Genomic DNA, 21,212 nt, shown 5'->3' on the forward strand with positions numbered 1-21,212 from the left:
CATGACCACCTATTATTCCGAAGACCATGAGTGGGTGCGGGTGGACGGCGATGCCGCCACCGTGGGCATCACCAAGCACGCCGCCGACGCGCTGGGCGACATCGTCTTCGCCGAAGCGCCCGAAGCGGGCCGCAGCCTATCGAAGGGCGACGACGCGGCGGTGGTGGAGTCGGTCAAGGCCGCCTCCGACGTCTATGCCCCGGTCGATGGCGAGGTCACCGAGGGGAATGACGCGATCGCCGACAATCCCGGGCTGATCAACGAGGACCCGGAGGGCGAAGGCTGGTTCTTCAAGATGACCCTGTCGGACAAGTCGCAGCTCGACGGGTTGATGAACGAGGACGCCTACAAGGCGCACTGCGAGAGTCTCTAGTGAGTGCGGCGGCCTCTTCCGGTCACTGGAAGGCCTCTGACTATGCCGGGGCGGGTGCGTTCGTACCCGCGCTCGGAGCGCCGGTCGTGGAGTTGCTCGCGCCGAAGGCTGGCGAGCGCATCCTCGACGTCGGGTGCGGGGACGGGGCGCTGACTGTCGGGATCTGCGATGCAGGCGCGGATGTGCTGGGGATCGATCCCAATGCCGAACTTCTTGCGGTGGCCGAGGGGCGAGGGCTCGAAACCTATCTCGTGCCAGCGCAGTCGATGCAGTTCGAGAGCGAGTTCGATGCAGCTTTTTCCAATGCCGCGCTGCATTGGATCGGGGCGCACCGCGACGAGGTCGCAAAGCGCATCTTCGCGGCAATCAAGGCCGGCGGGCGCTTCGTCGGAGAGATGGGCGGCGAGGGGAATATTGCGGGCCTGCTGGCGGCGATCGAGGCCGAAGCTCGCGCGCGGGGCTACAAGGTCGGGAAGGGGGCCTCCAACTGGTACCCAAGCGTCGCAGAATTCTCCGATACCTATGCCCGCGCGGGATTCACCGATATCGAGGCCGAATTGTTCGACCGCCCGACTCCGCTCGAAGAAGGGGTTGAGGGGTGGATCCGCACCTTCCGCTCGGGCTGGCTCGATACGATCGGGATGCCGACCGAAGAGCGTACTGACTTTGCCGTAGCCGTCGCCCAGCGATGGCCCCACGACTTTGCCGATTACAAGCGCCTGCGCTTTGCCATGAGGAAACCGAACTGATGCGTTATCTGCCGCTGTCCGACGGGGATCGGACCGAAATGCTCGCCAAGATCGGCGCGAAGAGCATCGACGACCTGTTCGTCGATGTGCCCGCGGAGGCGCGGCTGTCTGGTCTGATCGAGGGGCTCCCGACCCATGCCAGCGAGATGGCGGTCGAGAAGCATATGCGCAAATTGTCGAAGAAGAACCTGGCCGCGGCGGACGCGCCCTTCTTCCTCGGCGCGGGGGCGTATCGGCATCATGTGCCGGCCAGCGTCGATCACATCATCCAGCGCGGCGAATTCCTGACCGCCTACACGCCTTACCAGCCGGAAATCGCGCAGGGCACGCTGCAAATGCTGTTCGAATTCCAGAGCCAGGTAGCGCGCCTCTATGGCTGCGCTGTCGCAAATGCCTCGATGTACGACGGCTCGACCGCCTGCTGGGAAGCGGTGGCGATGGCGAGCCGCGTGGCGCGGGGCAAGAAGAAGAAGGTCGCGCTCTCGGGCGCGCTCCACCCGCATTATGCAGAGGTCGTCCGGACCATGGCCAAGTTCACCGACGACGAGATTGCAGGTGCGCCGCCGAGCCTCACGCCGCGGCCTGACGACGACGGGCTGATCGCGCGGATCGACGACAATACGAGCTGCGTCGTGGTGCAATATCCGGACATTCTCGGGCGGCTACCCGACCTGAAGCGGATTGCTGACGCGGCGCACGAGAAGGGCGCGTTGCTGATCGCGGTGAATACCGAGCCGGTCGCGCTGGGCGCGATTGCGGCGCCGGGCGATTTGGGTGCCGACATTGTTGTGGGCGAGGGACAGGCTATCGGGGTCGGGCTGCAGTTTGGCGGGCCGTATCTGGGCCTGTTCGCGGTGCGCGACGAGAAGCATGTTCGGATGATGCCGGGGCGCCTGTGCGGCGAGACGGTCGATGCCGAGGGCAAGCGCGGGTTCGTGCTGACGCTCTCGACCCGCGAACAGCATATTCGCCGCGAGAAGGCGACGAGCAATATCTGCACCAACTCGGGGCTCTGCGCGCTGGCGTTCAGCGTGCATATGACGCTGCTGGGCGAGAAGGGATTGCGGTCGCTGGCGGCGGAGAATCACCGGCTGGCCTGCATCGCGGCGGATCGGCTCTCGGCAGTGCCGGGCGTCACGCTGCTCAACGAGCATTTCTTCAACGAATTCACGCTCCAAGTCGGGCGCGATGCGCGCGAGCTGGTGCGCGATTTGGCCGACAAGGGCATTCTCGCGGGCGTGTCGCTCGGGCGGCTCTATCCCGACAGCGAGGGGCTCGACGATGCGCTGTTGGTCGCGGTGACCGAGACGACGACCGAAGAGGATATCGAAGTCTTCTGCGATGCGTTGAAGGAGGCGCTGTCATGAGCAATCCCAACGCATCCGGCTGGAAACCCGGCACGCCCGTCGAGGGACATAACGCCATGAGCGGGCCCGACACGACGACGGGCAACCGCGCGCTGATGCTCGAGGAGCCGTTGATCTTCGAGATTGGCGATACCGAAACGACGGGTGTCGATTTCGAATTCGCGAGCAAGCTGGACCTTGCGGGCGTGGAGCAGCCGGCCAAGCCGACGCCTGCGAGCGAGACGACGAGCCGGCTCGGTGATTTTGCGCGCAGCGAAGCGATCGGCCTGCCGGGCCTGACCGAGCCGGAGACGGTGCGCCACTATACGCGGCTCAGCCGTCAGAATTACGCCATCGATCTTGGGCTGTTCCCGCTGGGCAGCTGCACCATGAAGCATAATCCGCGGCTGAACGAGAAGGTCGCGCGGATGCCTGGTTTTGCCGATGTGCACCCGCTGCAGCCGGTCGACACGGTGCGCGGGGCGCTGGAGGTGATCAACGAACTGGCTTTCTGGCTGATCGAGCTGACTGGCATGCACTCGGTCGCGATGAGCCCGAAGGCGGGCGCGCATGGCGAATTGTGCGGGATCCTGTGTATTCGTGCGGCGCTGGAGGCGCGGGGCGATGCGCGCGAAGTGGTTCTGGTGCCCGAAAGCGCGCATGGGACGAACCCGGCGACGGCGGCCTTCGCAGGCTACAAGATCGAGGACATTCCCGCGAACGAGGATGGTCGCGTCGATCTGGAGGCTTTGAAGGCGCGGCTTGGACCGGATGTCGCGGGGGTGATGATCACAAATCCGTCGACGCTGGGCCTGTTCGAGCGCGACATGAAGGCGATCTCGGACGCGGTGCACGAGGCGGGCGGGTTCGTCTATTGCGACGGCGCGAATTTCAACGCGATCGTCGGCAAGGTGCGCCCGGGCGACCTCGGTGTCGATGCGATGCACATTAATTTGCACAAGACTTTCTCCACCCCGCATGGCGGAGGCGGACCGGGTTCGGGCCCGGTGGTGCTGTCGGAGGCGCTGAGCGCCTTTGCGCCATTGCCGTACACGGCGCGGACCAAAGACGGCGTCGTGCACCTGGTCGAGGAAGAAACCGCCGACAGCTTCGCCGAGGAGCATTTCGGCGGAAAGCTGCACAGCTTCGGCCGCATGACCGCCTTCCATGGACAGATGGGCATGTTCACCCGCGCGTTGACCTATATCCTGAGCCACGGCGCGGACGGATTGAAGCAGGTCGCCGAGGATGCGGTGCTCAACGCCAACTACATCCTGCGCAGCCTGGAGGACGTGCTCCACGCGCCCTTCGCCCATTCTGGCCCGTGCATGCACGAAGCGCTGTTCGGGGATAAGGGGTTTGCCGAAGGCTTGTCGACGCTCGATCTCGCCAAGGCGCTGATCGACGAGGGCTATCATCCGATGACCATGTATTTCCCGCTGGTTGTGCATGGCGCGATGCTGATCGAGCCGACCGAGACTGAGAGCAAGGCGGCGCTCGACCAGTTCATCACGGCGCTGCGGAGCGTCGCGGAACGCGCCAAGGGGGGCGATGAAAGCATGAAGGCCGCGCCCTACTATGCGCCGCGCCGGCGCCTCGACGAGACGCAGGCCGCGCGCAAGCCGGTGCTGGCCTACCAGGAAGCGGTCCCCGAAGCCTCGAGCACGGGAATGGCGGCGAAATACGGAGGCGGTTGATGGACTGGGATAGCGCATTTTCGTTCGCCAACGGGTTCGCGCTCGTCGCCTGGGCGGCGCTGATCCTCGCGCCGAGAGGTCCCAAGGTTCATGCGCTCATCTTCTATCTCGGGATCGGCCTGCTCGCGCTGGCTTACTCGGTGGGGATCGTGTGGCTGACCGCCGAGAACGGAATGGCGGACTTCGGATCGCTGGCATCGGTCCAAGCGCTGTTCAAGGATGACGGGATCACCGTGATCGCGTGGATCCACTATCTCGCTTTCGACCTCTTCGTGGGCCAGTGGATTGCCAAGGATGCTGACCACAAGATGGTCTCGCGCATCGTGCAGGCGCCGATCCTTGTTCTGACGCTGATGGCAGGGCCGCTCGGCCTGTTCATCTGGATGCTGGTTCGCGAACGTCGCGCGCGGGCGATGGCGGGTATCCACCAGGCGCGATGAGCGACCCGCTTCCTCCTTACGAGATGGGCGACCTTGGCAGCGAGGTGAAGCGCCATGCACCCGCCGCTGCGCGCAACGTGGGTCCGATCGGCGAGGTGCTCACCGACTGGCTGCCGCGCTCGGGAACCGTGCTCGAAATCGCCAGTGGAACCGGGGAGCATGCGCTCGCCTTTGCGCGCATCTTCCCCGATCTCGACTGGCAACCGAGCGACCGCGACCCCGAGGCGCTGGCCTCGATCGCGGCCTGGCGTGAGGAGCACGGCACGCCCAACCTGTTGCCGCCGGTCGAGATCGACGCGGCCAGCACCGATTGGCCGATCATGCAGGCTGACGCGATTTTGTCGGTCAACATGGCGCATATCTCGCCTTGGCCAGCCACACTCGGGCTTCTCAAGGGAGCGAAGCGCCTCTTGCCGGAGGATGGGGCCTTGATCTTCTACGGCCCCTGGATCGCGTCCGATGTCGAAACGGCGCCGTCAAACATGTCTTTCGACGAGTCGCTCAAGGTGCGAAACCCCGCGTGGGGTCTTCGAACGGTCGAAAAGGTGGAGGAAGCCGCGTCGGCGCAATCGCTCCAACTGATCGAGCGTCGTTCGATGCCGGCGAATAACATGATGCTCCTGTTTCGCCGCCGAAATCATAACCAAGGTTAATTTCGGTGGTTTTTCGGCTTTTTTACATCCGATCTTCACGCGTCCTTAACGCTTTTCGTTGAACCCTGAACGGCAAATTCGGGGAGAATGTGCGTATGTACCACGACAATGTCGCCAAGAATCGCGCAGAAAAGCGCAGCCACGTCCTCATGACGTGCGAGCTGGAAGCTGGCGACACCTGCAAAACGGTGAAGTTACGCAACCTGTCGGCACATGGCGCCATGGTCGAGGACGACACTCTTCCGCTGGTCGGGACGCAGGTCCTGTTCAAGAAAGGCGATATCCGGGCGACCGGCACGGTGGTCTGGGCACGCATCAAGCGCGCCGGCATCAAGTTCGATACGCTCGTGCCCGCAGACCAGATCAAACGCCACGTCCCCAAGGCGCGCCCCAAGCCCCAGCCCAAGAGCGACCGCCCGGGGTTGAAGGCAAAGCCGCTGACTGCGGCCGAGCGCCGCGCTGCCGAACATTATTTCTGGGGCGACCCGCTTATTCCCCCCACCAGGTAGCCCGCCAAAGGGTGAGACGAGAAAAGGCGGCTCCGGGACGGGCCGCCTTTTCTTTTTTCGTGGGTGATCGGTCGCGGCTCAGCCGGTCTTGCGCATGCCGTCGCGTTGTTCGTGCAGCCATGCAACCAGGCCCGAGAGCGGCATCAGTCGATTGAAGACGATCCCGGCATGGTCGTCGCGCTTCCAGCGGATGGTCCCGGCCTCCGGCGCGAGGCCGGGCAGGTTGACCGTGACGTCGCAATCGATCGGCAGGTCCTTTTCGAGACGGATCTTCATTCCGCCCTGGCTGATGTCGCTGGCATAGGCGCGGATCGGATAGCCCTCGACATAGAGCGTGACGGGCGTATCCACTTCGACGCGCGGCATGCGCGGGCGGGGGCCATCTTCGTTGGTTGCGAGCAGGTCGACGACGTCAATCTGCTGGTCGAATTCGACGCCGGCATTGTTGCCCTTGACCCAGCTCACCTTGCCGCGAACGGGCTCACCGTTCTTGAGTTCGACTGCGAGCTGCTGGCCTTCGGCAACGTCCGAATAGAGGCGGATCATCATGCCGCCTGCCGAGATATTCTTGATGAGGCACAACTCGCGCCTGTCATCGACGATGAGCGAGCCGACGCGGAAGAGCGTCATGTGGCGTTCGCCGTCGCGGCGTTCGGACGGCGCGGCGGGCGCTTCGTCCTTGAGCGAATAGACCGTCGTTTCGACCTGGCTTTCTTCCACGTCTCACTCCTCGCTTCCCACCTGCGCCTCGGTCCAAGGTGCAGGCGGACTTCTCCCCTTGACGCTCAGGATAGCGACAAGAGCGTTACCAATCGGTTGACGATTGTTCCGCAGCCACTTGGGGGATTGTCGGAATGTCTGAAAAGCGCCCGGATGGTGAGCCGTGCAGGGGTCGAACCTGCGACCTACTGATTAAAAGTCAGTTGCTCTACCAACTGAGCTAACGGCCCATCCATCCGGGTCGGGAGGGGCATTAGCGAGGCGCGAGGCGCTTGCCAACCCGCTCTTTAAGGTGACGCACGCGCAATCCGTCCGGAAGCGGCCAATTGGGCGCGATCGCAGCCGCGGGGATGACGGCCGACGGGCGATCGGCGAATGCCGGATGCGGGATCGTCAGGCCTTGCGAGTGGTGACGTCCCCCGCTCCAGGCGAGAATGTCGAGGTCGAGGACACGGTCGCCCCAGCGGCGTCCCGGCTTGCGACCGAAGTCGCTTTCGATGGCCTTGAGGGCCGAAAGCATTTGCCTTGGAGCCAGCGGCGTCTCGATCATCGCAGCTGCATTGGCGAAATCGCGGCCGGCATTGCCGAAGGCGGGATTGAGCAGGATTGGAGAGGCGTCGAACAGCATGAAGTCGGTGTCGAGCCGTGCGATCGCGGCCTCGACCACGCCCTGCGGTCGACCGTGGCGGATATGTCGCCGGTTGGAACCGATGCCGATCAGGTAGAGGTGGGGCGTTGCGTTCATCTCGTGCGAGCGCTTAAGCCCTTTGCATGCATGATGTAAGCCCTGCCGATCTCTCGCCGCTACCCGCCGCGGAGCCGCCGCGCGACTGTCCGCTCTGCCCGCGTCTGGTGGCGTTCCGGCAGGAGTGCCGCGAAGAATATCCCGATTGGTACAATGCTCCGGTGCCAGCATTCGGGGATCCCGAGGCGCCGATCGCGATCGTGGGCCTAGCGCCCGGAAAACACGGGGCGAACCGGACGGGTCGGCCCTTCACGGGCGATTTTGCCGGCGACCTGCTGTTCGACACGCTGCGGAAGCTGGGGCTGTCGACGGGCGATTACGACCAGCGGATCGACGACGGGGTCGAGCTCAAGGGCGCGATCATTTTGAACGCGGTCAAATGCCTGCCGCCGGAGAACAAGCCGACCGGGCAGGAAATCCAGCATTGCCGACCTTTTTTCGAAGAGCAGCTGTCGATGCTCCCCAACGTGAAAACGCTGTTTGCGCTGGGGAAGATCGCGCATGACGCGGCGTGCCGCGCGCTGGGGATGAAGATCAGCCATGCCAAGTTCGGGCATGGCGCGGTGCATCGGGCGCCGAACGGGATGACGCTGGTCGATAGTTACCATTGCAGCCGCTACAACCAGAATACCGGTCGGCTGACCGACGAGATGTTTGCAGACGCCTTGCAGACGGCGTGCGCGCAGTCGTTGACAGGGAAGCGGGCCGAACGGCTGGAGACCGAGCGACTGGTGCTGCGGCGCGCGACGATGGACGATGTCGATGGATTTCATGCGATCTTCACCGACCGCGAGGCGATGGCGCACTGGTCTACGCCGCCTCATGGTTCGCGCCAGGAAACCGAGGACTGGGTGCGATCGATGGTCGAGGCGGACCCGACGTTGGGTGACGATTTTGTCATCGAGAAGGACGGCGAATTGCTCGGCAAGGTCGGACCGTGGAAGCTGCCCGAGTTTGGGGTCCTCGTGCGCCGGGATCATTGGGAGCAGGGCATTGGCACCGAAGCGATGAGCGCGCTGGTGGACTATTTGCGCGGAAGGGGCGTGCCGCATCTGGTCGCAGACGTCGACCCGGCGAACGGCGCGTCGCTGAGATTGATGGAGAAGCTTGGCTTCGTGCGGTCGGGCTACAAGAAGGACGCGATGCTGTACGAGGGCAAGCCGGTCGACAGTGTCTATCTGAGGCTCGAACTTTAGAGGTCTTCGGCGAGGCGTTTGTACAAGTCGGGGCGGCGGTCGCGGAAGAAGCCGAAGGCGGCGCGGTGCTTCTTGGCGGCCGCGAGGTCGAGTTCGGCGACGAGGACGCCCGTTTCGTCAGCGCCAAATTCCGCCAGCAGGTCGCCACGTTCGTCGGCGATGAAGCTGTGGCCATAGAAGCGCTGGCCGCATTCGGTGCCGATGCGGTTGGCGGCGACGACGGGCACGACGTTCGACACTGCATGGCCAATCATCGCACGGCGCCACATACGGCTTGTGTCGAGGTCTGGATCGTGCGGTTCGGTGCCGATCGCGGTCGGGAAGAAAAGGATGTCGGACCCCAGCAGCATGAGGCTGCGCGCGGTTTCGGGGTACCACTGGTCCCAGCAGATGCCGATGCCGAGCTTCGACTTGTCGGGTCCTGCGAAGGTCTTGAAGCCGGTATTGCCGGGGCGGAAGTAGAATTTCTCTTCGTACCCCGGGCCGTCGGGGATGTGGCTCTTGCGGTAGACGCCCTCGATCTTCCCGTCGGGGCCGATCATGGCGAGCGAGTTGTAATGGTGCGGGCCATCGGCTTCGAAAAAGCTGGTCGGGATGTAGACGCCAAGTTCAGTGGCGAGCTTCTGCATCGCCTGAACGCTGGGATGCTCGTCGGTCGGCTTGGCGGTCGCGAACAGCTCCTCGTCCTCGACGCGGCAGAAATAGGGGCCTTCGAACAGTTCGGGAGGCAGGATGACCTCAGCGCCCTTGCTCGCGGCCTCGCGCACGAGCTCGGTCACGGCGGCGATATTCTCGTCCACGCTTCCGCCGAGGGTGAGCTGGAGGGCAGCGACTTTCACTTTGGTCATGCGGGCACCTGTTGCGAAATGCAGTGGAATGAGCCGCCGCCAGTCAGGAGGTGGTCGGCGCGCAGGCCAACGGCCTTGCGGTCGGGGAAGAGGGCGGCGATGGCCTCGACGGCGGCCTCGTCATTAGCTGCGCCATAGATCGGCACGACGACGGCAGCGTTGCCGATGAGGAAGTTCATGTAGCTGGCGGGCATGATTTCGCCGTCCCGCTCGACCTTACCGGGCGAGGGAATGGCGGTGACCTCGAGATCGGCGTCGAGAAGGGCGGCCGCTGCGTCACCGAACGCGTCGGCGTTGGGATCGTCCTCGTCGACGGCCTCGGGGATGGCGACGCGACCTGGCGCCACAAAGCGAGCGAGATTATCGACGTGGCCGTCGGTGTGGTCGTTCTGGAGCCCATCGCCGAGCCAGACGATGCGGGTTGCGCCGAGATCGCGCTGGAGGCGCTCCTCGATGTCTTCGCGCGACAGGCCGGGATTCCGGTTTTCGTTAAGGAGGCACTCTTCGGTGGTGATCAGTGTGCCGGTGCCGTCGCCGTCGATGGCGCCGCCTTCGAGGATCCAGTCGGCCTTAGCATAGGGGAGTGACGCGGTCGCTGCGAGGCGCTCGCCGATGCTGTCGTCACCCTCGAGTTCGTACTTCCCGCCCCAGCCGTTGAACCCGAAGCCCTGCGCCTTGCCATCGAGGACGATCGGTCCGGTATCGCGCAGCCAGACGTCGCCGAAAGGTTCGACGATTACGGTCGCGAAGGGGCACAGCGTGCGGGCGCGCGCCGCCGCGTCTTCGTTGGCGGCGACCAGGCGGATTTCCTCGCCTTTGCCGTCCTGCCAGAGCGCAGAAGCGAGGGCAGCGACTTCTTCCTGCGCGGGAGCGAGGTCGACTTCCCACAACTCCGCATGGCTCGGAAAACCGATCCACATGGCCTCATGCTCGGCCCATTCGGGAAGGGGTGCACTCATTGCAGGGCTCCATGAAACAAAAAGGGCGACCCGGAAAGGGCCGCCCTCTTGAACGCGATCGCTAGTTGGATCAGCGCGAGTAGAATTCGACGACCAGGTTCGGTTCCATGCGGACCGGGTAGGGCACCTCGTCGAGCGTCGGAACGCGCGTGAAGGTGACCTTGTCGGTGCCATCGGGAACGACATAGTCGGGGATGTCACGCTCGGCGAGGCTCTGCGCTTCGAGGACGAGGACCATTTCCTTGGCCTTGTCGCCCAGCGAAATGACGTCATTCACGTCGCAGCGACGCGAGGCGACGTTACACTTCACGCCGTTGACGCGAATGTGGCCGTGGCTGACGAGCTGGCGCGCGGCCCAGATGGTCGGCGCGAACTTGGCGCGATAGACGATCATGTCGAGACGACGCTCGAGCAGGCCGATCAGATTGACCGAGGTGTCGCCCTTCATGCGCGAGGCGTCGGTGAAAGTGCGCTTGAACTGCTTTTCGGTGACGTCGCCGTAGTAGCCCTTGAGCTTCTGCTTGGCGCGCAGCTGCAGACCGAAGTCCGACATCTTGCCCTTGCGGCGCTGGCCGTGCTGGCCGGGACCATATTCGCGGCGGTTGACCGGGCTCTTGGGACGTCCGAAGACGTTTTCGCCCATGCGACGGTCAAGTTTATACTTGGCGCTCGTGCGCTTCGACATGCTGTTTCTCCAATTAGCTCAGTACTTTGTCCGGAGCGCTCCGCCAGAAGTTTCTGACGCGATCACCGCTTCACCGGACGTGCGGGATCCATTGCGAGGGCGCGCCTACTAGAGAGTGGGTTATCAGTCAAGCGTTGCGGTGCACAAAAGGCTTTGGCAATGAGCCGCTTATGACCGACACGATCGACCCCGAAGCCTGCCAGTCCATGACCGACGTCCGCGAAGGGGTCGACGCCGTCGATCGCGAGTTGGTCGCGCTGCTCAAGCGTCGCTTCGGCTATATGGAAGCCGCAGCGCGGATCAAGCCGGACCGCGCGGCGATTCGGGACCAAGGTCGCAAGGACGATGTGCATGCGAAGGTGGCCGCTGCCGCGACGGCGGCGGGTTTGCCTGCCGAGAGGCTGTGGCCGGTGTGGGAAGAGTTGATGGAGCAGTCCATCGCCTACGAGTTCGAACGCTACGATCAGACGCGTGGCTAAACGCTGACGTTGTCTTTCCTAGGGATACTGGGAGGCTTGAAGCTTTCCTGTCGCCAGACCGGACGGTCGGGCTCGCCGGGCATCGGGTCTGCGTCTTCCAGATAGCCGAAATAGGTCGCGATCATGCGATTGTCGGGATCGGTGATCGCCCGGCGTCCGTGCATGAAACGGCTATTGTCGAGCATCAGGATATCGCCCTTTAGCCATTCGACCTGGCGAGTGTTCTTCTCGGCAGCTTCACGGACCGCCTCCATCCAGTGCGCGGGCACGGGCTTGCCGTCGTCGAGGCACGGGAAGTTGGGCAATTCGAGATAGTCGCGCGCGAACAGGAGGAAGTTGGCGAAGGCGAGCCCGTCTCCGAAACGCGTCGGCGACAATATTGGACGGGTGAAATAGCGGACAACGCGGTTTCCGACCGCCCGGAAAGTGTAGGGCCCGTCGGTCGGCTGCTCTGACAGAAGCTGCGGCGTAGCCAGCGCGCTGCCGAGCCAATATTTGAGCGTCTCCGAAGTCGCCGGCTGGATGTAGAGTAGCTGGCGCCCCTCCATCGCGGCGCGGATGTCGGCGGGGAGCGCGTCGGCGATCGCGATGCCGTCGCAATAGGTCGTCTGCCCTTGTGCGGCAGGTGGTTCGAGGCAGGCGAAAAAGCAGGCATCGGGACGCCATGGTTCGCGCGAAAGTTCGGGATGCAAGGGGAAGGCATCCGCGCCCAGATTGACGCTCTGCACTGCCCCATGCTCTTCCAGTTCGAGTCGGTCGGGACTTTCGTTGAAGACCGACAAGGGGCAGAAATGCTGTGCGAAATCGCGGAAGTCGTCGACCGTGAAGTCCGCGCCGCGGATCAGGACTGCCCCATCTTCCTCGAACGCAGCCATCACCGCATCGTGGTCGATCGAAGCCAAGGGGGCGCGGTCGCCTTCGAAGACATGCGCGGGGCGTTCGTCGGTGGGAGGGTGCGCGGTGAACATGCAACAGTGTTCCGAAACTTGAGGTGGGGACTGGCGGTCGGGCGCGATCATGCTAGGAGCCGCGCATGGACGTCAATCTTGAAACGCTGTTCGGCAATCCGGACCTCTATTTCCACGCCTTTGGCCCAGAAGACAAATTGTCCTTCCTGCCGATGGATCGCGACCATTTTGCGCAGTCGATCTTCTGCGACCAGCGGATCGAACCGGCGACGCGCGAAGTCTATCGCGTCCCCATCCAGACATTGATGCAGGCCTACGAGCAGCGCGGCTATCTTGCACCGCAGTTGTCCTATATTCACCAGATCGCACAGACCGGCTCGACCATCCTATCGCGCGCGCTCGACATCGTCGGCAAGAGCCTCGCAATTCGCGAACCGGCGCATCTTCGCCAGGTCGGCATGATGGCTGGTGCGGGCTTCGATCCCGCCAATCCGCCCAAAAATTTCGGACCGATGCTGGGCTTTTCGCTGTCGATGCTGGGCAAGCGCTACAAGGACGCGCAGCCGATCATCATCAAGGGCAACGTCCCGACGAGCTTCATCGCCGAGGCGATCAACAAGGCCGATCCGGGCCGCCCGACAATTTTCCTGCATTACAATCTCGAGGAATATCTCGCAGCGGTGCTACGCACGCCCAACCACATGCAGTGGGTCGAGAATGTCGCGAGCGAGATGCGCCTTTCGGAGGCGCCGCATTTCGCCGATCTCGCCGATGCCTCGACCCCGCTCAAGGCTGCGGGGCTCTGGCTCGGCATGTTGAAGGCGTTCCAGGCCGTCGAGGATGCCAATGGCAATGCCCGCGCGCTCGATGCCAACTATTTATTCGAGGAGCGCGTGCCGACGCTGATGGCCGCCTCCAAGCTGATGGAAATGCCGCTCGAGCAGGCTGAAGCCGAAGCGATTGCGGATGGCGAGCTGTTCACGCGCTACGGCAAGAATCCTGACCAGCCCTATGATCCCGAAGCGCGCCTTGAACGGCGCAAGGCGACTCTTGCGGAGATTCCGGACGAGCTGAAGGCGGCGCAGGACTGGGCAGCGAAGAAAGCGGCGGACATGGGGCTGCGCGACGAGTTCTACTCGCCGCTGGTCGGTGACGGCGGAAAGCTGCTCTAGCCCTTCGACAGCGCGCGGATGACTCCATGCAGGGCTTTCAATTCGCGTTCCGACCAGCCCGGCTTGGTCAGGATCGAGCGTAGCGTCTGCTGTGTCGCCTCGGTGCGCTCTGGGGGGAAGAAATAGCCCTTCTCGTCGAGGGCGCGGTTGAGGTGGTCGACCAGCGAATCGAGTTCGATCTTGGTGGCTGGCGGTTCCAGATCCTTGGCGGTCGGCTTCTCGAGCCCCGCGTCGGCGCGGCGCGACCATTCATAGCTAAGCAGAATTACCGCCTGTGCGAGGTTAAGGCTGCCGAATTCGGGATTGATCGGCACGGTGACGATCTTGTCGGCGAGGCTCACATCCTCCGCTTCGAGTCCTGAGCGCTCGGGTCCGAAGAGGATGGCAGCGCGGCCTTGGGGGAGCGCGTGGATTTCGTCCGCCATTTCATCGGGGCCGACGACGGGCATGACCTGTTCGCGGCGGCGCACGGTCGAGGCATAGACGAGGTTGCAGTCGGCGAGCGCGTCCTTGGTCGTCTCGAACACTTGCGCCTTTTCTAAAACGATGTCCGCACCGCTCGCAGCCGGACCGGCTTCTGGGTTCGGCCAGCCGTCGCGCGGGGCGATGAGGCGCAATTCGGTGAGGCCGAAATTGAGCATGCCGCGCGCGGCCTTGCCGATATTCTGGCCGAGCTGCGGCGTGACGAGAACGATGATGGGCTTGGTCATGCGACGCCCTTATTCGTCGTCGACCGAACCTGCAATCTCCGCAAAGTCGCCCGCTTCCTTGAAGTCGCGATAAACGCTGGCGAAGCGGATATAGGCGACACTATCGAGCGCCTTGAGCCCGTCCATGACCGCTTCGCCAATGGCGTGGGCCTTGACCTCGTCGCCCTGCGTCTCGAGCTGTCGCTGGATCGAGTTGACGAGTCGTTCGATCTGACCTTCGGTGATGTCGCGCTTGCGACAGCTGTGGCCGATCGCGGCGATGAGCTTGGCCTGCTCGAAGGGCTCGCGCTTGCCGTCTTTCTTGACCACGGTGAGGTCGCGAAGCTGGACGCGTTCGAAGGTCGTGAAACGGGCCCCGCAGCCTTCGCATTGGCGACGCCTACGGATGGCTGCGCCGTCCTCGGACGGGCGACTATCTTTCACCTGGCTCGATTCGTGGGTGCAGAAGGGGCAGCGCAACTCTTAGCCCTCGTAGATCGGGAAACGGGCGCAGAGCGCTTCGACGCGGCTTTTGACTTCGGCCTCGATCGCCGGGTCGCCTTCGCCATTAGTCTTGGCGACTCCGTCGAGGACGTCGGCTACCATGTGACCGATTGCTTCGAATTCGGCCTTGCCGAAGCCACGCGTCGTGCCGGCGGGGCTGCCGACGCGGATGCCGCTGGTCTTCATCGGCGGCAGCGGATCGAAGGGCACGCCGTTCTTGTTGCAGGTAATACCCGCGCGTTCGAGCGCTTCGTCGGCGTCCTTGCCGGTGATGCCCAATGGACGCAGGTCGATCAGCGCGACATGTGTGTCAGTGCCGCCAGCGACGAGGTCCGCGCCGCGCGCCTTGAGAGTCTCTGCAAGCGTCTGGGCGTTCTCGATGACCGCCTTGCTGTAAGTCGTGAAGCCCGGCTCGAGTGCTTCGCCGAAGGCCACCGCCTTGGCAGCGATGACGTGCATCAGCGGACCGCCCTGGAGCCCGGGGAAGACGGCGCTGTTGAATTTCTTGCCCAGCGCCTCGTCGTTCGAGAGGATCATGCCGCCACGAGGGCCGCGTAGCGTCTTGTGCGTGGTCGTGGTGACGACGTGCGCATGCGGCAGCGGCGAGGGGTGCAGGCCGGCCGCGACCAGCCCTGCGAAGTGCGCCATGTCGACCTGGAAATAGGCGCCGACCTCGTCCGCGATCGCGCGGAAGCGGACAAAGTCGATCTGGCGCGGATAGGCGCTTCCGCCCGCGATGATCAGCTTGGGTTTGTGCTCGCGCGCCAGCGCCTCGACTTCGTCGAAATCGATCAGGTGTGTGTCCTTGTCGACGCCGTACTGGACGGCGTCGAACCACTTGCCCGACAGTGCGGGCTTGGCACCGTGGGTGAGGTGGCCGCCGGCGTCGAGGCTCATGCCGAGGATCGTGTCGCGCGGCTTCACCAGCGCGAGCAGCACTGCCCCGTTGGCCTGTGCACCCGAATGCGGCTGCACGTTGGCATAGGCGCAATCGAACATTTGTTTCGCACGATCGATGGCGAGCTGTTCGACCGAGTCCGACGGCGCGCACCCCTGATAATAACGCCGGCCCGGGTAGCCCTCGGCATATTTGTTAGTCAGCACGCTGCCCTGCGCCTCGAGCACCGCCTGGCTGACGATGTTCTCGGACGCGATGAGCTCGATCTGCGATTGCTCGCGCGTCAACTCGGCCTTGATGGCCTTGGCGACGTCGGGGTCGCTCTGTGCCACGCCGGCGGAAAAGAAATCGTCGGGGCGGATGTCGCTGGTGGCGGTGGCCATGATGTTCCTTAGCTGAGCTTGTCGACGCGACGCTGGTGGCGTCCGCCTTCGAATTCGGTGGTGAGGAATGCGGTGACGATGGCCTTGGCCATGTCGACGCCGGTCAACCGTTCGCCGATGGCGACGACATTGGCGTCATTATGCTGGCGGGCAAGCGCAGCGGATAGTGGCTCCGACACGCGCGCGCAGCGGCAGGCTGGGTTGCGATTGACCGCAATCGAAATGCCGATGCCCGATCCGCAAATGGCGATTCCCATCGTGCCCTCATTCGAGGCGATGTGGTCGGCCAGCGCCTTGCCATAATCGGGATAGTCGACGCTGTCGGTGCTGTTCGGGCCAAGGTCGGTGACATCATGACGGGCGTCTTTCAGCCAGTCGGTGAGCGTCGATTTCAGCTCGACGCCGGCATGGTCGGAAGCAAGGGCGATGCGCATGCCCTCGGTGTAGGCGAGGGGGGCGCGATTCGCCACCCTTGCTTTACCTTGTTCGCGCTCTTCGATAGCCCTGCGTGTCATGTCCGACACGTCACCTCCCCGTATCGTCCAATGGCTCGGCTATGGCGGACTCATCCCGCCTGCCATCATGGTCGCGGCCGACTATCTCCTGCCGCCGGGTCCGGTGCGGTTCGGCGGGCTCGTCGTGCCCTATGCGGGGCTGATCTTCGCCTTCCTCGGAGGCACTTGGTGGGCGTTCGCCAGCCGCGAGAAAACGCCCGAGCCGAGTCTGATGGCGCTCGCGGTCGCGCCGCCACTCATGGCGTTCCTGATTTTCTTCACCGGATCGATGGCCGCCAGCCTGCTGCTCGCCGCACTGATCGCCATTTCGCCGCTGGTCGACAAGTTGCTGGCGGCACAGGTCACGCTTCCACCCTGGTGGATGCACCTGCGTTTTCGACTGTCGATGGGGCTTGCGGGACTAACGGCATTGTCCACCTATCCACTGTTGCTCTAGGCTCGCGCGATGGATCGTTTGCTTGCTTTCGCGTTGATCGTGCCTGCCCTGGTGCTGGTCGGCATTGGCCTCGTCGATAGTCCAGCTACACACGGTTTCGCATTTTACGGCGTAATGTACGGCCTGTTCGTCCTGGTCTTGCGTTCGGGACTATGGCTGTCGGTGCCGCACGCCTCGCGCCTCGTCGCGGCGATGCTGCCTATCGTTGGCGTCTTCGCGTTGATCGCGTCCTACAGCTTTCTTGCCGTCGATCCGTTAATACTCGCAGCAATCATCGCCGCGCTGCTGTTCGGGTCCACGATGCTCGACAAGACGCTCCACATGTCGCCGGCACAACATCGCACCATCACCGTCGTTTCAATTGCAGTGGCGGTGACGACATTAATCAGCGGGTTCGTCGCTTAAGCGGCCTTCACCAGCTCGAGCTCGAGACGTTCCCAGATCTCGACCAACGCCCCGACCAACTCGGCCATCATTGCTTCGCTGTGGCACGGGCCGGGCGTGAAGCGCAGGCGTTCGGTGCCGCGCGGGACAGTCGGGAAGTTGATCGGCTGCACGTAGAGCCCGTATTCGGCAAGCAGGATGTCGCTGATGCGCTTCGCCTTCACCGGACAGCCCACGAGCAGCGGGACGATATGCGTGACGCTGTCCATGACCGGAAGGCCATTTTCGCGCATCTTGTCCTTGAGCATCGCGGCAGCGGCCTGCTGCGCATCGCGCTCTTCGCTCGAAGCCTTGAGATGGCGAACGCTCGCGAGCGCGCCGCCGACAAGGACGGGCGAGAGCGACGTCGTGAAGATGAAGCCGGGTGCATAGGAGCGAATGCAGTCGATGATCGTCTTGTCAGCCGCGACGTAGCCGCCCATCACTCCGAACGCCTTGCCCAGCGTGCCTTCGATCATCGTGACGCGGTGGGCGAGCCCATCGCGCTCGGAGATGCCGCCGCCATGCGCGCCGTACATGCCGACCGCATGGACTTCGTCCAGATAGGTAAGCGCACCATACTGGTCCGCAAGGTCGCAGATCGCCTCGATCGGAGCGATGTCGCCGTCCATCGAGTAGACGCTTTCGAACGCGATCAGCTTGGGCGTGTCGGCAGGGACTTCCATCAGCAGCTGTTCGAGATGCTCGAGATCGTTGTGGCGGAAGACGCGTTTCTCGCAGCCCGAGTTGCGGATGCCCGCGATCATGGAGGCGTGATTGAGTTCGTCCGAAAAGATGACGCATCCGGGGAGTAGCTTGCCAAGCGTCGACAGCGCCGCCTCGTTCGAGACGTAGCCCGAGGTGAAGAGCAGCGCGCCTTCCTTGCAATGCAGGTCGGCGAGCTCTTCCTCGAGTTGGACGTGGAGGTGGGTGTTGCCGCAAATATTGCGCGTGCCGCCAGAGCCCGCGCCAACATTGTGGAGCGCATCTTCCATGGCAGCGACGACCTTGTCGTGCTGGCCCATGCCCAAATAGTCGTTCGAACACCAGACGGTGATCGGCTTGGGGCCATTGTGGCCGTGAAAGCAGCGTGCGTTGGGGTAGGCGCCCTTGGTGCGCAGGATGTCGATGAATACGCGGTAGCGGCCCTCGTCATGGAGCCGGTCGATCGCAGCCTTGAAGATGCCGTTATAGTCCACGCTTCGCTCTTCGCTATTGCTCGCCAATATCCCCTGCGCGAGGCCCTTTATCGCCTTCCCGCCGGATTTTCCACACCCCTAGAGGGTAAAAGATCATAGCGGTTTGATATCAGTCAAACCGAAACGGGCGAGAGCGGGACGGATGCCCTCGGGTGGCGGAGCGGTAAAGACTGCCACTCCTTGGCTTGCCGTGTCGGGCCAAGACTGGCCTTTCGTCAGATAGGCGATACGGCGAGCAATTCCTTCGCCGCCATCAATAAAGTCGACGTTTGGGTGCGCCTCTTCGAGCCAGTCGGCGAGCAGCGGGAAATGCGTGCAGGAAAGGACGACCGTGTCGATTTCACGGGCCAGGTCAAACAGCGGCTGCGCGGCGGCGACCACCTCGGCCTTGTCGACTTGATCGCCGGAAAGACGACGTTCAGCCAGCTCCACCAATCTAGCCGAGCCGTGGCGGACGACCTTGCAGTCGGCGGCGAATTTCTCCGCGAGCCGGTCGACATAGGGCTGGCGAACGGTGGCCTCGGTGCCCAGAACGCCGATCACACGGCTTTTCGACCGCTCGCCCGCAGGCTTGATGGCCGGGACCGTGCCCACGACAGGAACATCGAGCGCCGCGCGGACGTGGTCGAGCGCGATGGTGCTGGCGGTGTTGCAGGCAATGACCGCAAGGCGAGGACGGAAGCGTTCGACAAGACGGCCGAGCAGAGCGGGAACGCGCGCGGCAATTTCCGCTTCGCTGCGAGTGCCGTAGGGAAATGCAGCATTGTCGGCACAATAGACGACCGGTGCGTTTGGAAGCAGAGCCCGCGTGGGGCCAAGGATCGACAGGCCGCCGATACCCGAATCGAGGAAAAGGAGGGGGGCGTCGGCCTTCATCGCGTGAGTGCTAGCCGCTTGTCGGGGGCACAGGCAATGCTTGCCGATGTCGTTCGACCTGCTATCGAAAAGCGCAATGCTGGACGCACTTCAACATTGGCCGCTCTTGATCGGCTACGTGCTGGGCTCGATCCCGTTCGGGCTCATCCTCGTCAAAGCGATGGGGAAGGGCGATATTCGCGAAACCGGCTCGGGCAATATCGGGGCGACCAATGCGGTTCGTGCAGCGGGCAAGGGGATAGGTGCGATCGTCCTTGCACTGGACGTGCTCAAGGCGGTCGCTGCCATCCTGATTGCTCGCGCCTACTTTCCCGAGGGAGCGGACATCTTTGCCGCCTTCGGGGCCTTTGTCGGACATCTCTATCCCGTCTGGCTCAAGTTCAAGGGTGGCAAGGGTGTTGCGACATTGTTCGGGATTCTTTTTGCCCTCACGTGGCAGCTCGGCGCGATTGCTCTCGCAGTCTGGCTGCTTGCCTTCCTCATTACCCGCATGTCCTCTGCCGGGGGCCTGCTAGCCGCGGCCAGCGCGCCGATCGCTGCCGCCGTCTTGGGGGAGACGCAATATATCCCCCTCCTGCTCGGTATCACGCTTCTCATCTGGTGGAAGCATCGTCAGAATGTCGCCCGGATCCTGTCCGGTAGCGAGCCGCGCTTCGGCGCAAAGAAGGCTGACGAGGAACCGGGACAGGACACCCCATCGACGACCTTATAGATCGCATCCGCCTGCTGCGCACGCCGCGCATCGGGCCCGTCACCTACCGCCAACTGGTCTCGCGTTTCGGAAGTGCGGGCGAAGCGTTGCAGGCGCTGCCCGAGCTCGCCGCGCGGGGCCGGGGAAAGGCGCCGCGACCCTGCGACCCTACCACTGCCGAGGCCGAAGCCGATCGCGTAGACGCTGCAGGCGCGCGTTATGTTGGGTTGGGTGACGATGACTATCCACCGCTGCTCGCGCAGTGCGACGATGCGCCACCCTTACTAACGGTATGCGGCCATATTGAACTGTTCGCACGGCCAAGCGTCAGCATCGTCGGCGCGCGCAACGCCAGCGCCATCGGGCTTCGTTTCGCTCGTGAACTGGCGGGCGCCATCGGCGACGAGGGCAGGGTAGTCGTGTCCGGCCTTGCACGCGGGATCGATGCTTCGGCGCATATCGGGTCGATGGCGAGTGGGACGATCGCGGTGATCGCGGGCGGTATCGACGTCGTCTATCCCCGCCAGCACGAGACGCTACAGGCCGAAGTCGCGGAGAAAGGCTTGCTGGTCGCCGAGATGCCGCCCGGTACCGAGCCGCAGGCGCGTCATTTCCCCAATCGCAACCGTATTATCGCCGGGCTGACGGCGGGCACGATCGTGGTCGAGGCCGCGGTGCGGTCGGGATCGCTTATCACCGCCCGGCTGGCGGGGGAAATGGGGCGTGAAGTGATGGCAGTGCCCGGCCATCCGCTCGACCAGCGCGCCGACGGATGCAACAAGTTGATCCGAGAGGGAGCGACGCTTGTGCGCGGTGCCAGCGACGTCGAGGACTGCCTTGGCTCAATCGACCGACGGATGGAGCGAGTGGCCAGCGGGCGCGATCTGTTCGAGGGGTTCGATGAGGTCGAAGAGGTCCCCGCGAGCGTTGTCGAGGGACTGCTTGGGCCGACTGCCGTGGGGATCGACGAGGTCATCCGGCAATCCGGGCTGAGCGCGGCCCAAGTGCAATTGGCGCTACTTGAACTCGACCTCGCCGGAAGGCTTCAGCGTCACGCCGGCGGCAAGGTAAGCTTGATTCCGGCTTGACGCATCCCGATCTGGCCCGATCATCGCGCGT

The 21,212-nt window shown here is 63.8% G+C and carries 26 protein-coding genes, 1 tRNA gene and 1 pseudogene; 15 read left to right on the forward strand and 13 right to left on the reverse strand.

What is annotated here, in order from left to right; all coding sequences use genetic code 11:
• Position 1: 1 nt before the first annotated feature.
• The 7 genes from gcvH (at position 2) to KTQ36_RS05980 (ending at position 5,767) form a co-directional block, all read left to right on the forward strand.
• The gene (gene gcvH / locus KTQ36_RS05950) at positions 2 to 373 is read left to right on the forward strand and encodes a glycine cleavage system protein GcvH (RefSeq protein ID WP_218632796.1); all 372 of its coding nucleotides are present in this window, start codon (positions 2 to 4) and stop codon (positions 371 to 373) included.
• On the forward strand, positions 373 to 1,122 hold the full coding sequence (locus KTQ36_RS05955) for a class I SAM-dependent methyltransferase (RefSeq protein ID WP_218632797.1): 750 nt from the start codon (positions 373 to 375) through the stop codon (positions 1,120 to 1,122). Before gcvH ends, KTQ36_RS05955 begins: the two co-directional genes overlap by 1 nt.
• Positions 1,122 to 2,489 carry an aminomethyl-transferring glycine dehydrogenase subunit GcvPA gene (gene gcvPA / locus KTQ36_RS05960; RefSeq protein ID WP_218632798.1) on the forward strand — a complete coding sequence of 456 codons (1,368 nt, stop codon included), beginning with the start codon at positions 1,122 to 1,124 and terminating at the stop codon, positions 2,487 to 2,489. The genes KTQ36_RS05955 and gcvPA overlap by 1 nt, the downstream gene beginning before the upstream one ends.
• On the forward strand, positions 2,486 to 4,165 hold the full coding sequence (gene gcvPB / locus KTQ36_RS05965; protein WP_218632799.1) for an aminomethyl-transferring glycine dehydrogenase subunit GcvPB: 1,680 nt from the start codon (positions 2,486 to 2,488) through the stop codon (positions 4,163 to 4,165). The genes gcvPA and gcvPB overlap by 4 nt, the downstream gene beginning before the upstream one ends.
• Entirely contained in the window at positions 4,165 to 4,605 is a 441-nt protein-coding gene (locus KTQ36_RS05970; RefSeq protein WP_218632800.1) for an ABA4-like family protein, read from the forward strand. The genes gcvPB and KTQ36_RS05970 overlap by 1 nt, the downstream gene beginning before the upstream one ends.
• Positions 4,602 to 5,258, forward strand: a complete 657-nt coding sequence (locus KTQ36_RS05975) for a DUF938 domain-containing protein (RefSeq protein ID WP_218632801.1) — start codon at positions 4,602 to 4,604, stop codon at positions 5,256 to 5,258. Before KTQ36_RS05970 ends, KTQ36_RS05975 begins: the two co-directional genes overlap by 4 nt.
• 95 nt (positions 5,259 to 5,353) lie before the next feature.
• Positions 5,354 to 5,767, forward strand: a complete 414-nt coding sequence (locus KTQ36_RS05980) for a PilZ domain-containing protein (RefSeq protein WP_255554769.1) — start codon at positions 5,354 to 5,356, stop codon at positions 5,765 to 5,767.
• A gap of 78 nt (positions 5,768 to 5,845) precedes the next feature.
• On the opposite strand, the gene KTQ36_RS11490 is transcribed toward KTQ36_RS05980, so the two are convergent.
• The 3 genes from KTQ36_RS11490 to folK all read right to left on the reverse strand — a co-directional run bounded on the left by KTQ36_RS11490 (position 5,846) and on the right by folK (position 7,232).
• Entirely contained in the window at positions 5,846 to 6,487 is a 642-nt protein-coding gene (locus KTQ36_RS11490; protein ID WP_218632803.1) for a PilZ domain-containing protein, read from the reverse strand.
• A gap of 154 nt (positions 6,488 to 6,641) precedes the next feature.
• Positions 6,642 to 6,717, reverse strand: a tRNA-Lys gene (locus KTQ36_RS05990).
• A gap of 23 nt (positions 6,718 to 6,740) precedes the next feature.
• Positions 6,741 to 7,232 (reverse strand): 2-amino-4-hydroxy-6-hydroxymethyldihydropteridine diphosphokinase, encoded by a 492-nt coding sequence (gene folK / locus KTQ36_RS05995; RefSeq protein ID WP_218632804.1) that lies wholly within the window; start codon positions 7,230 to 7,232, stop codon positions 6,741 to 6,743.
• A 26-nt stretch (positions 7,233 to 7,258) separates the two neighbouring features.
• On the opposite strand from folK, the pseudogene KTQ36_RS11365 reads away from it, so the two are divergent.
• A pseudogene (locus KTQ36_RS11365) lies at positions 7,259 to 7,915 on the forward strand (uracil-DNA glycosylase); the annotation flags it as partial.
• 48 nt (positions 7,916 to 7,963) lie between these two features.
• On the forward strand, positions 7,964 to 8,428 hold the full coding sequence (locus KTQ36_RS11370; protein WP_425600737.1) for a GNAT family N-acetyltransferase: 465 nt from the start codon (positions 7,964 to 7,966) through the stop codon (positions 8,426 to 8,428).
• On the opposite strand, the gene aguB is transcribed toward KTQ36_RS11370, so the two are convergent.
• The 3 genes from aguB to rpsD all read right to left on the reverse strand — a co-directional run bounded on the left by aguB (position 8,425) and on the right by rpsD (position 10,920).
• Positions 8,425 to 9,276 (reverse strand): N-carbamoylputrescine amidase, encoded by an 852-nt coding sequence (aguB, locus tag KTQ36_RS06005; protein WP_218632806.1) that lies wholly within the window; start codon positions 9,274 to 9,276, stop codon positions 8,425 to 8,427. The two genes, KTQ36_RS11370 and aguB, sit on opposite strands and share 4 nt — an antisense overlap.
• Positions 9,273 to 10,235: an agmatine deiminase family protein gene (locus KTQ36_RS06010; RefSeq protein ID WP_218632807.1), complete on the reverse strand. Its 963-nt coding sequence runs from the start codon at positions 10,233 to 10,235 to the stop codon at positions 9,273 to 9,275. Before KTQ36_RS06010 ends, aguB begins: the two co-directional genes overlap by 4 nt.
• 70 nt (positions 10,236 to 10,305) lie before the next feature.
• The gene (gene rpsD / locus KTQ36_RS06015) at positions 10,306 to 10,920 is read right to left on the reverse strand and encodes a 30S ribosomal protein S4 (RefSeq protein ID WP_218632808.1); all 615 of its coding nucleotides are present in this window, start codon (positions 10,918 to 10,920) and stop codon (positions 10,306 to 10,308) included.
• A gap of 170 nt (positions 10,921 to 11,090) precedes the next feature.
• Between rpsD and KTQ36_RS06020 the strand changes: the two genes are divergently transcribed.
• Positions 11,091 to 11,399 (forward strand): chorismate mutase, encoded by a 309-nt coding sequence (locus KTQ36_RS06020; RefSeq protein WP_218632809.1) that lies wholly within the window; start codon positions 11,091 to 11,093, stop codon positions 11,397 to 11,399.
• Here the strand turns inward: KTQ36_RS06020 and KTQ36_RS06025 are convergent.
• On the reverse strand, positions 11,396 to 12,367 hold the full coding sequence (locus KTQ36_RS06025; protein ID WP_218632810.1) for a TauD/TfdA family dioxygenase: 972 nt from the start codon (positions 12,365 to 12,367) through the stop codon (positions 11,396 to 11,398). The genes KTQ36_RS06020 and KTQ36_RS06025 overlap by 4 nt on opposite strands.
• Before the next feature lie 65 nt (positions 12,368 to 12,432).
• On the opposite strand from KTQ36_RS06025, the gene KTQ36_RS06030 reads away from it, so the two are divergent.
• On the forward strand, positions 12,433 to 13,479 hold the full coding sequence (locus KTQ36_RS06030; RefSeq protein ID WP_218632811.1) for a hypothetical protein: 1,047 nt from the start codon (positions 12,433 to 12,435) through the stop codon (positions 13,477 to 13,479).
• Here the strand turns inward: KTQ36_RS06030 and KTQ36_RS06035 are convergent.
• From KTQ36_RS06035 to rpiB, 4 genes are read right to left on the reverse strand one after another with little or no spacing between them, the layout of a single operon-like run.
• On the reverse strand, positions 13,476 to 14,189 hold the full coding sequence (locus KTQ36_RS06035) for an RNA methyltransferase (RefSeq protein ID WP_218632812.1): 714 nt from the start codon (positions 14,187 to 14,189) through the stop codon (positions 13,476 to 13,478). The two genes, KTQ36_RS06030 and KTQ36_RS06035, sit on opposite strands and share 4 nt — an antisense overlap.
• Positions 14,190 to 14,198: 9 nt before the next feature.
• The gene (gene nrdR, locus KTQ36_RS06040; RefSeq protein WP_218632813.1) at positions 14,199 to 14,648 is read right to left on the reverse strand and encodes a transcriptional regulator NrdR; all 450 of its coding nucleotides are present in this window, start codon (positions 14,646 to 14,648) and stop codon (positions 14,199 to 14,201) included.
• Positions 14,649 to 14,651: 3 nt separating this feature from the next.
• On the reverse strand, positions 14,652 to 15,953 hold the full coding sequence (gene glyA, locus KTQ36_RS06045) for a serine hydroxymethyltransferase (protein ID WP_218632814.1): 1,302 nt from the start codon (positions 15,951 to 15,953) through the stop codon (positions 14,652 to 14,654).
• Between the two features lie 8 nt (positions 15,954 to 15,961).
• On the reverse strand, positions 15,962 to 16,387 hold the full coding sequence (rpiB, locus tag KTQ36_RS06050; RefSeq protein ID WP_218633847.1) for a ribose 5-phosphate isomerase B: 426 nt from the start codon (positions 16,385 to 16,387) through the stop codon (positions 15,962 to 15,964).
• Between the two features lie 79 nt (positions 16,388 to 16,466).
• Between rpiB and KTQ36_RS06055 the strand changes: the two genes are divergently transcribed.
• Positions 16,467 to 16,904, forward strand: a complete 438-nt coding sequence (locus KTQ36_RS06055; protein WP_218632815.1) for a DUF3429 domain-containing protein — start codon at positions 16,467 to 16,469, stop codon at positions 16,902 to 16,904.
• A gap of 9 nt (positions 16,905 to 16,913) precedes the next feature.
• Entirely contained in the window at positions 16,914 to 17,309 is a 396-nt protein-coding gene (locus KTQ36_RS06060; RefSeq protein ID WP_218632816.1) for a hypothetical protein, read from the forward strand.
• On the opposite strand, the gene hemA is transcribed toward KTQ36_RS06060, so the two are convergent.
• Positions 17,306 to 18,526: a 5-aminolevulinate synthase gene (hemA, locus tag KTQ36_RS06065; RefSeq protein WP_218633848.1), complete on the reverse strand. Its 1,221-nt coding sequence runs from the start codon at positions 18,524 to 18,526 to the stop codon at positions 17,306 to 17,308. The genes KTQ36_RS06060 and hemA overlap by 4 nt on opposite strands.
• Positions 18,527 to 18,619: 93 nt before the next feature.
• Complete coding sequence (gene murI, locus KTQ36_RS06070; RefSeq protein ID WP_218632817.1) at positions 18,620 to 19,402, reverse strand: glutamate racemase; 783 nt, start codon at positions 19,400 to 19,402, stop codon at positions 18,620 to 18,622.
• 76 nt (positions 19,403 to 19,478) lie between these two features.
• Here murI and plsY point away from each other — a divergent pair, with 76 nt between their 5' ends.
• On the forward strand, positions 19,479 to 20,114 hold the full coding sequence (gene plsY, locus KTQ36_RS06075; RefSeq protein WP_218632818.1) for a glycerol-3-phosphate 1-O-acyltransferase PlsY: 636 nt from the start codon (positions 19,479 to 19,481) through the stop codon (positions 20,112 to 20,114).
• Positions 20,099 to 21,181: a DNA-processing protein DprA gene (gene dprA / locus KTQ36_RS06080; RefSeq protein WP_218633849.1), complete on the forward strand. Its 1,083-nt coding sequence runs from the start codon at positions 20,099 to 20,101 to the stop codon at positions 21,179 to 21,181. The genes plsY and dprA overlap by 16 nt, the downstream gene beginning before the upstream one ends.
• Positions 21,182 to 21,212 lie beyond the last annotated feature (31 nt).

The organism is Sphingomicrobium clamense (assembly GCF_019264355.1).
Classification (GTDB): Bacteria; Pseudomonadota; Alphaproteobacteria; order Sphingomonadales; family Sphingomonadaceae; genus Sphingomicrobium; species Sphingomicrobium clamense.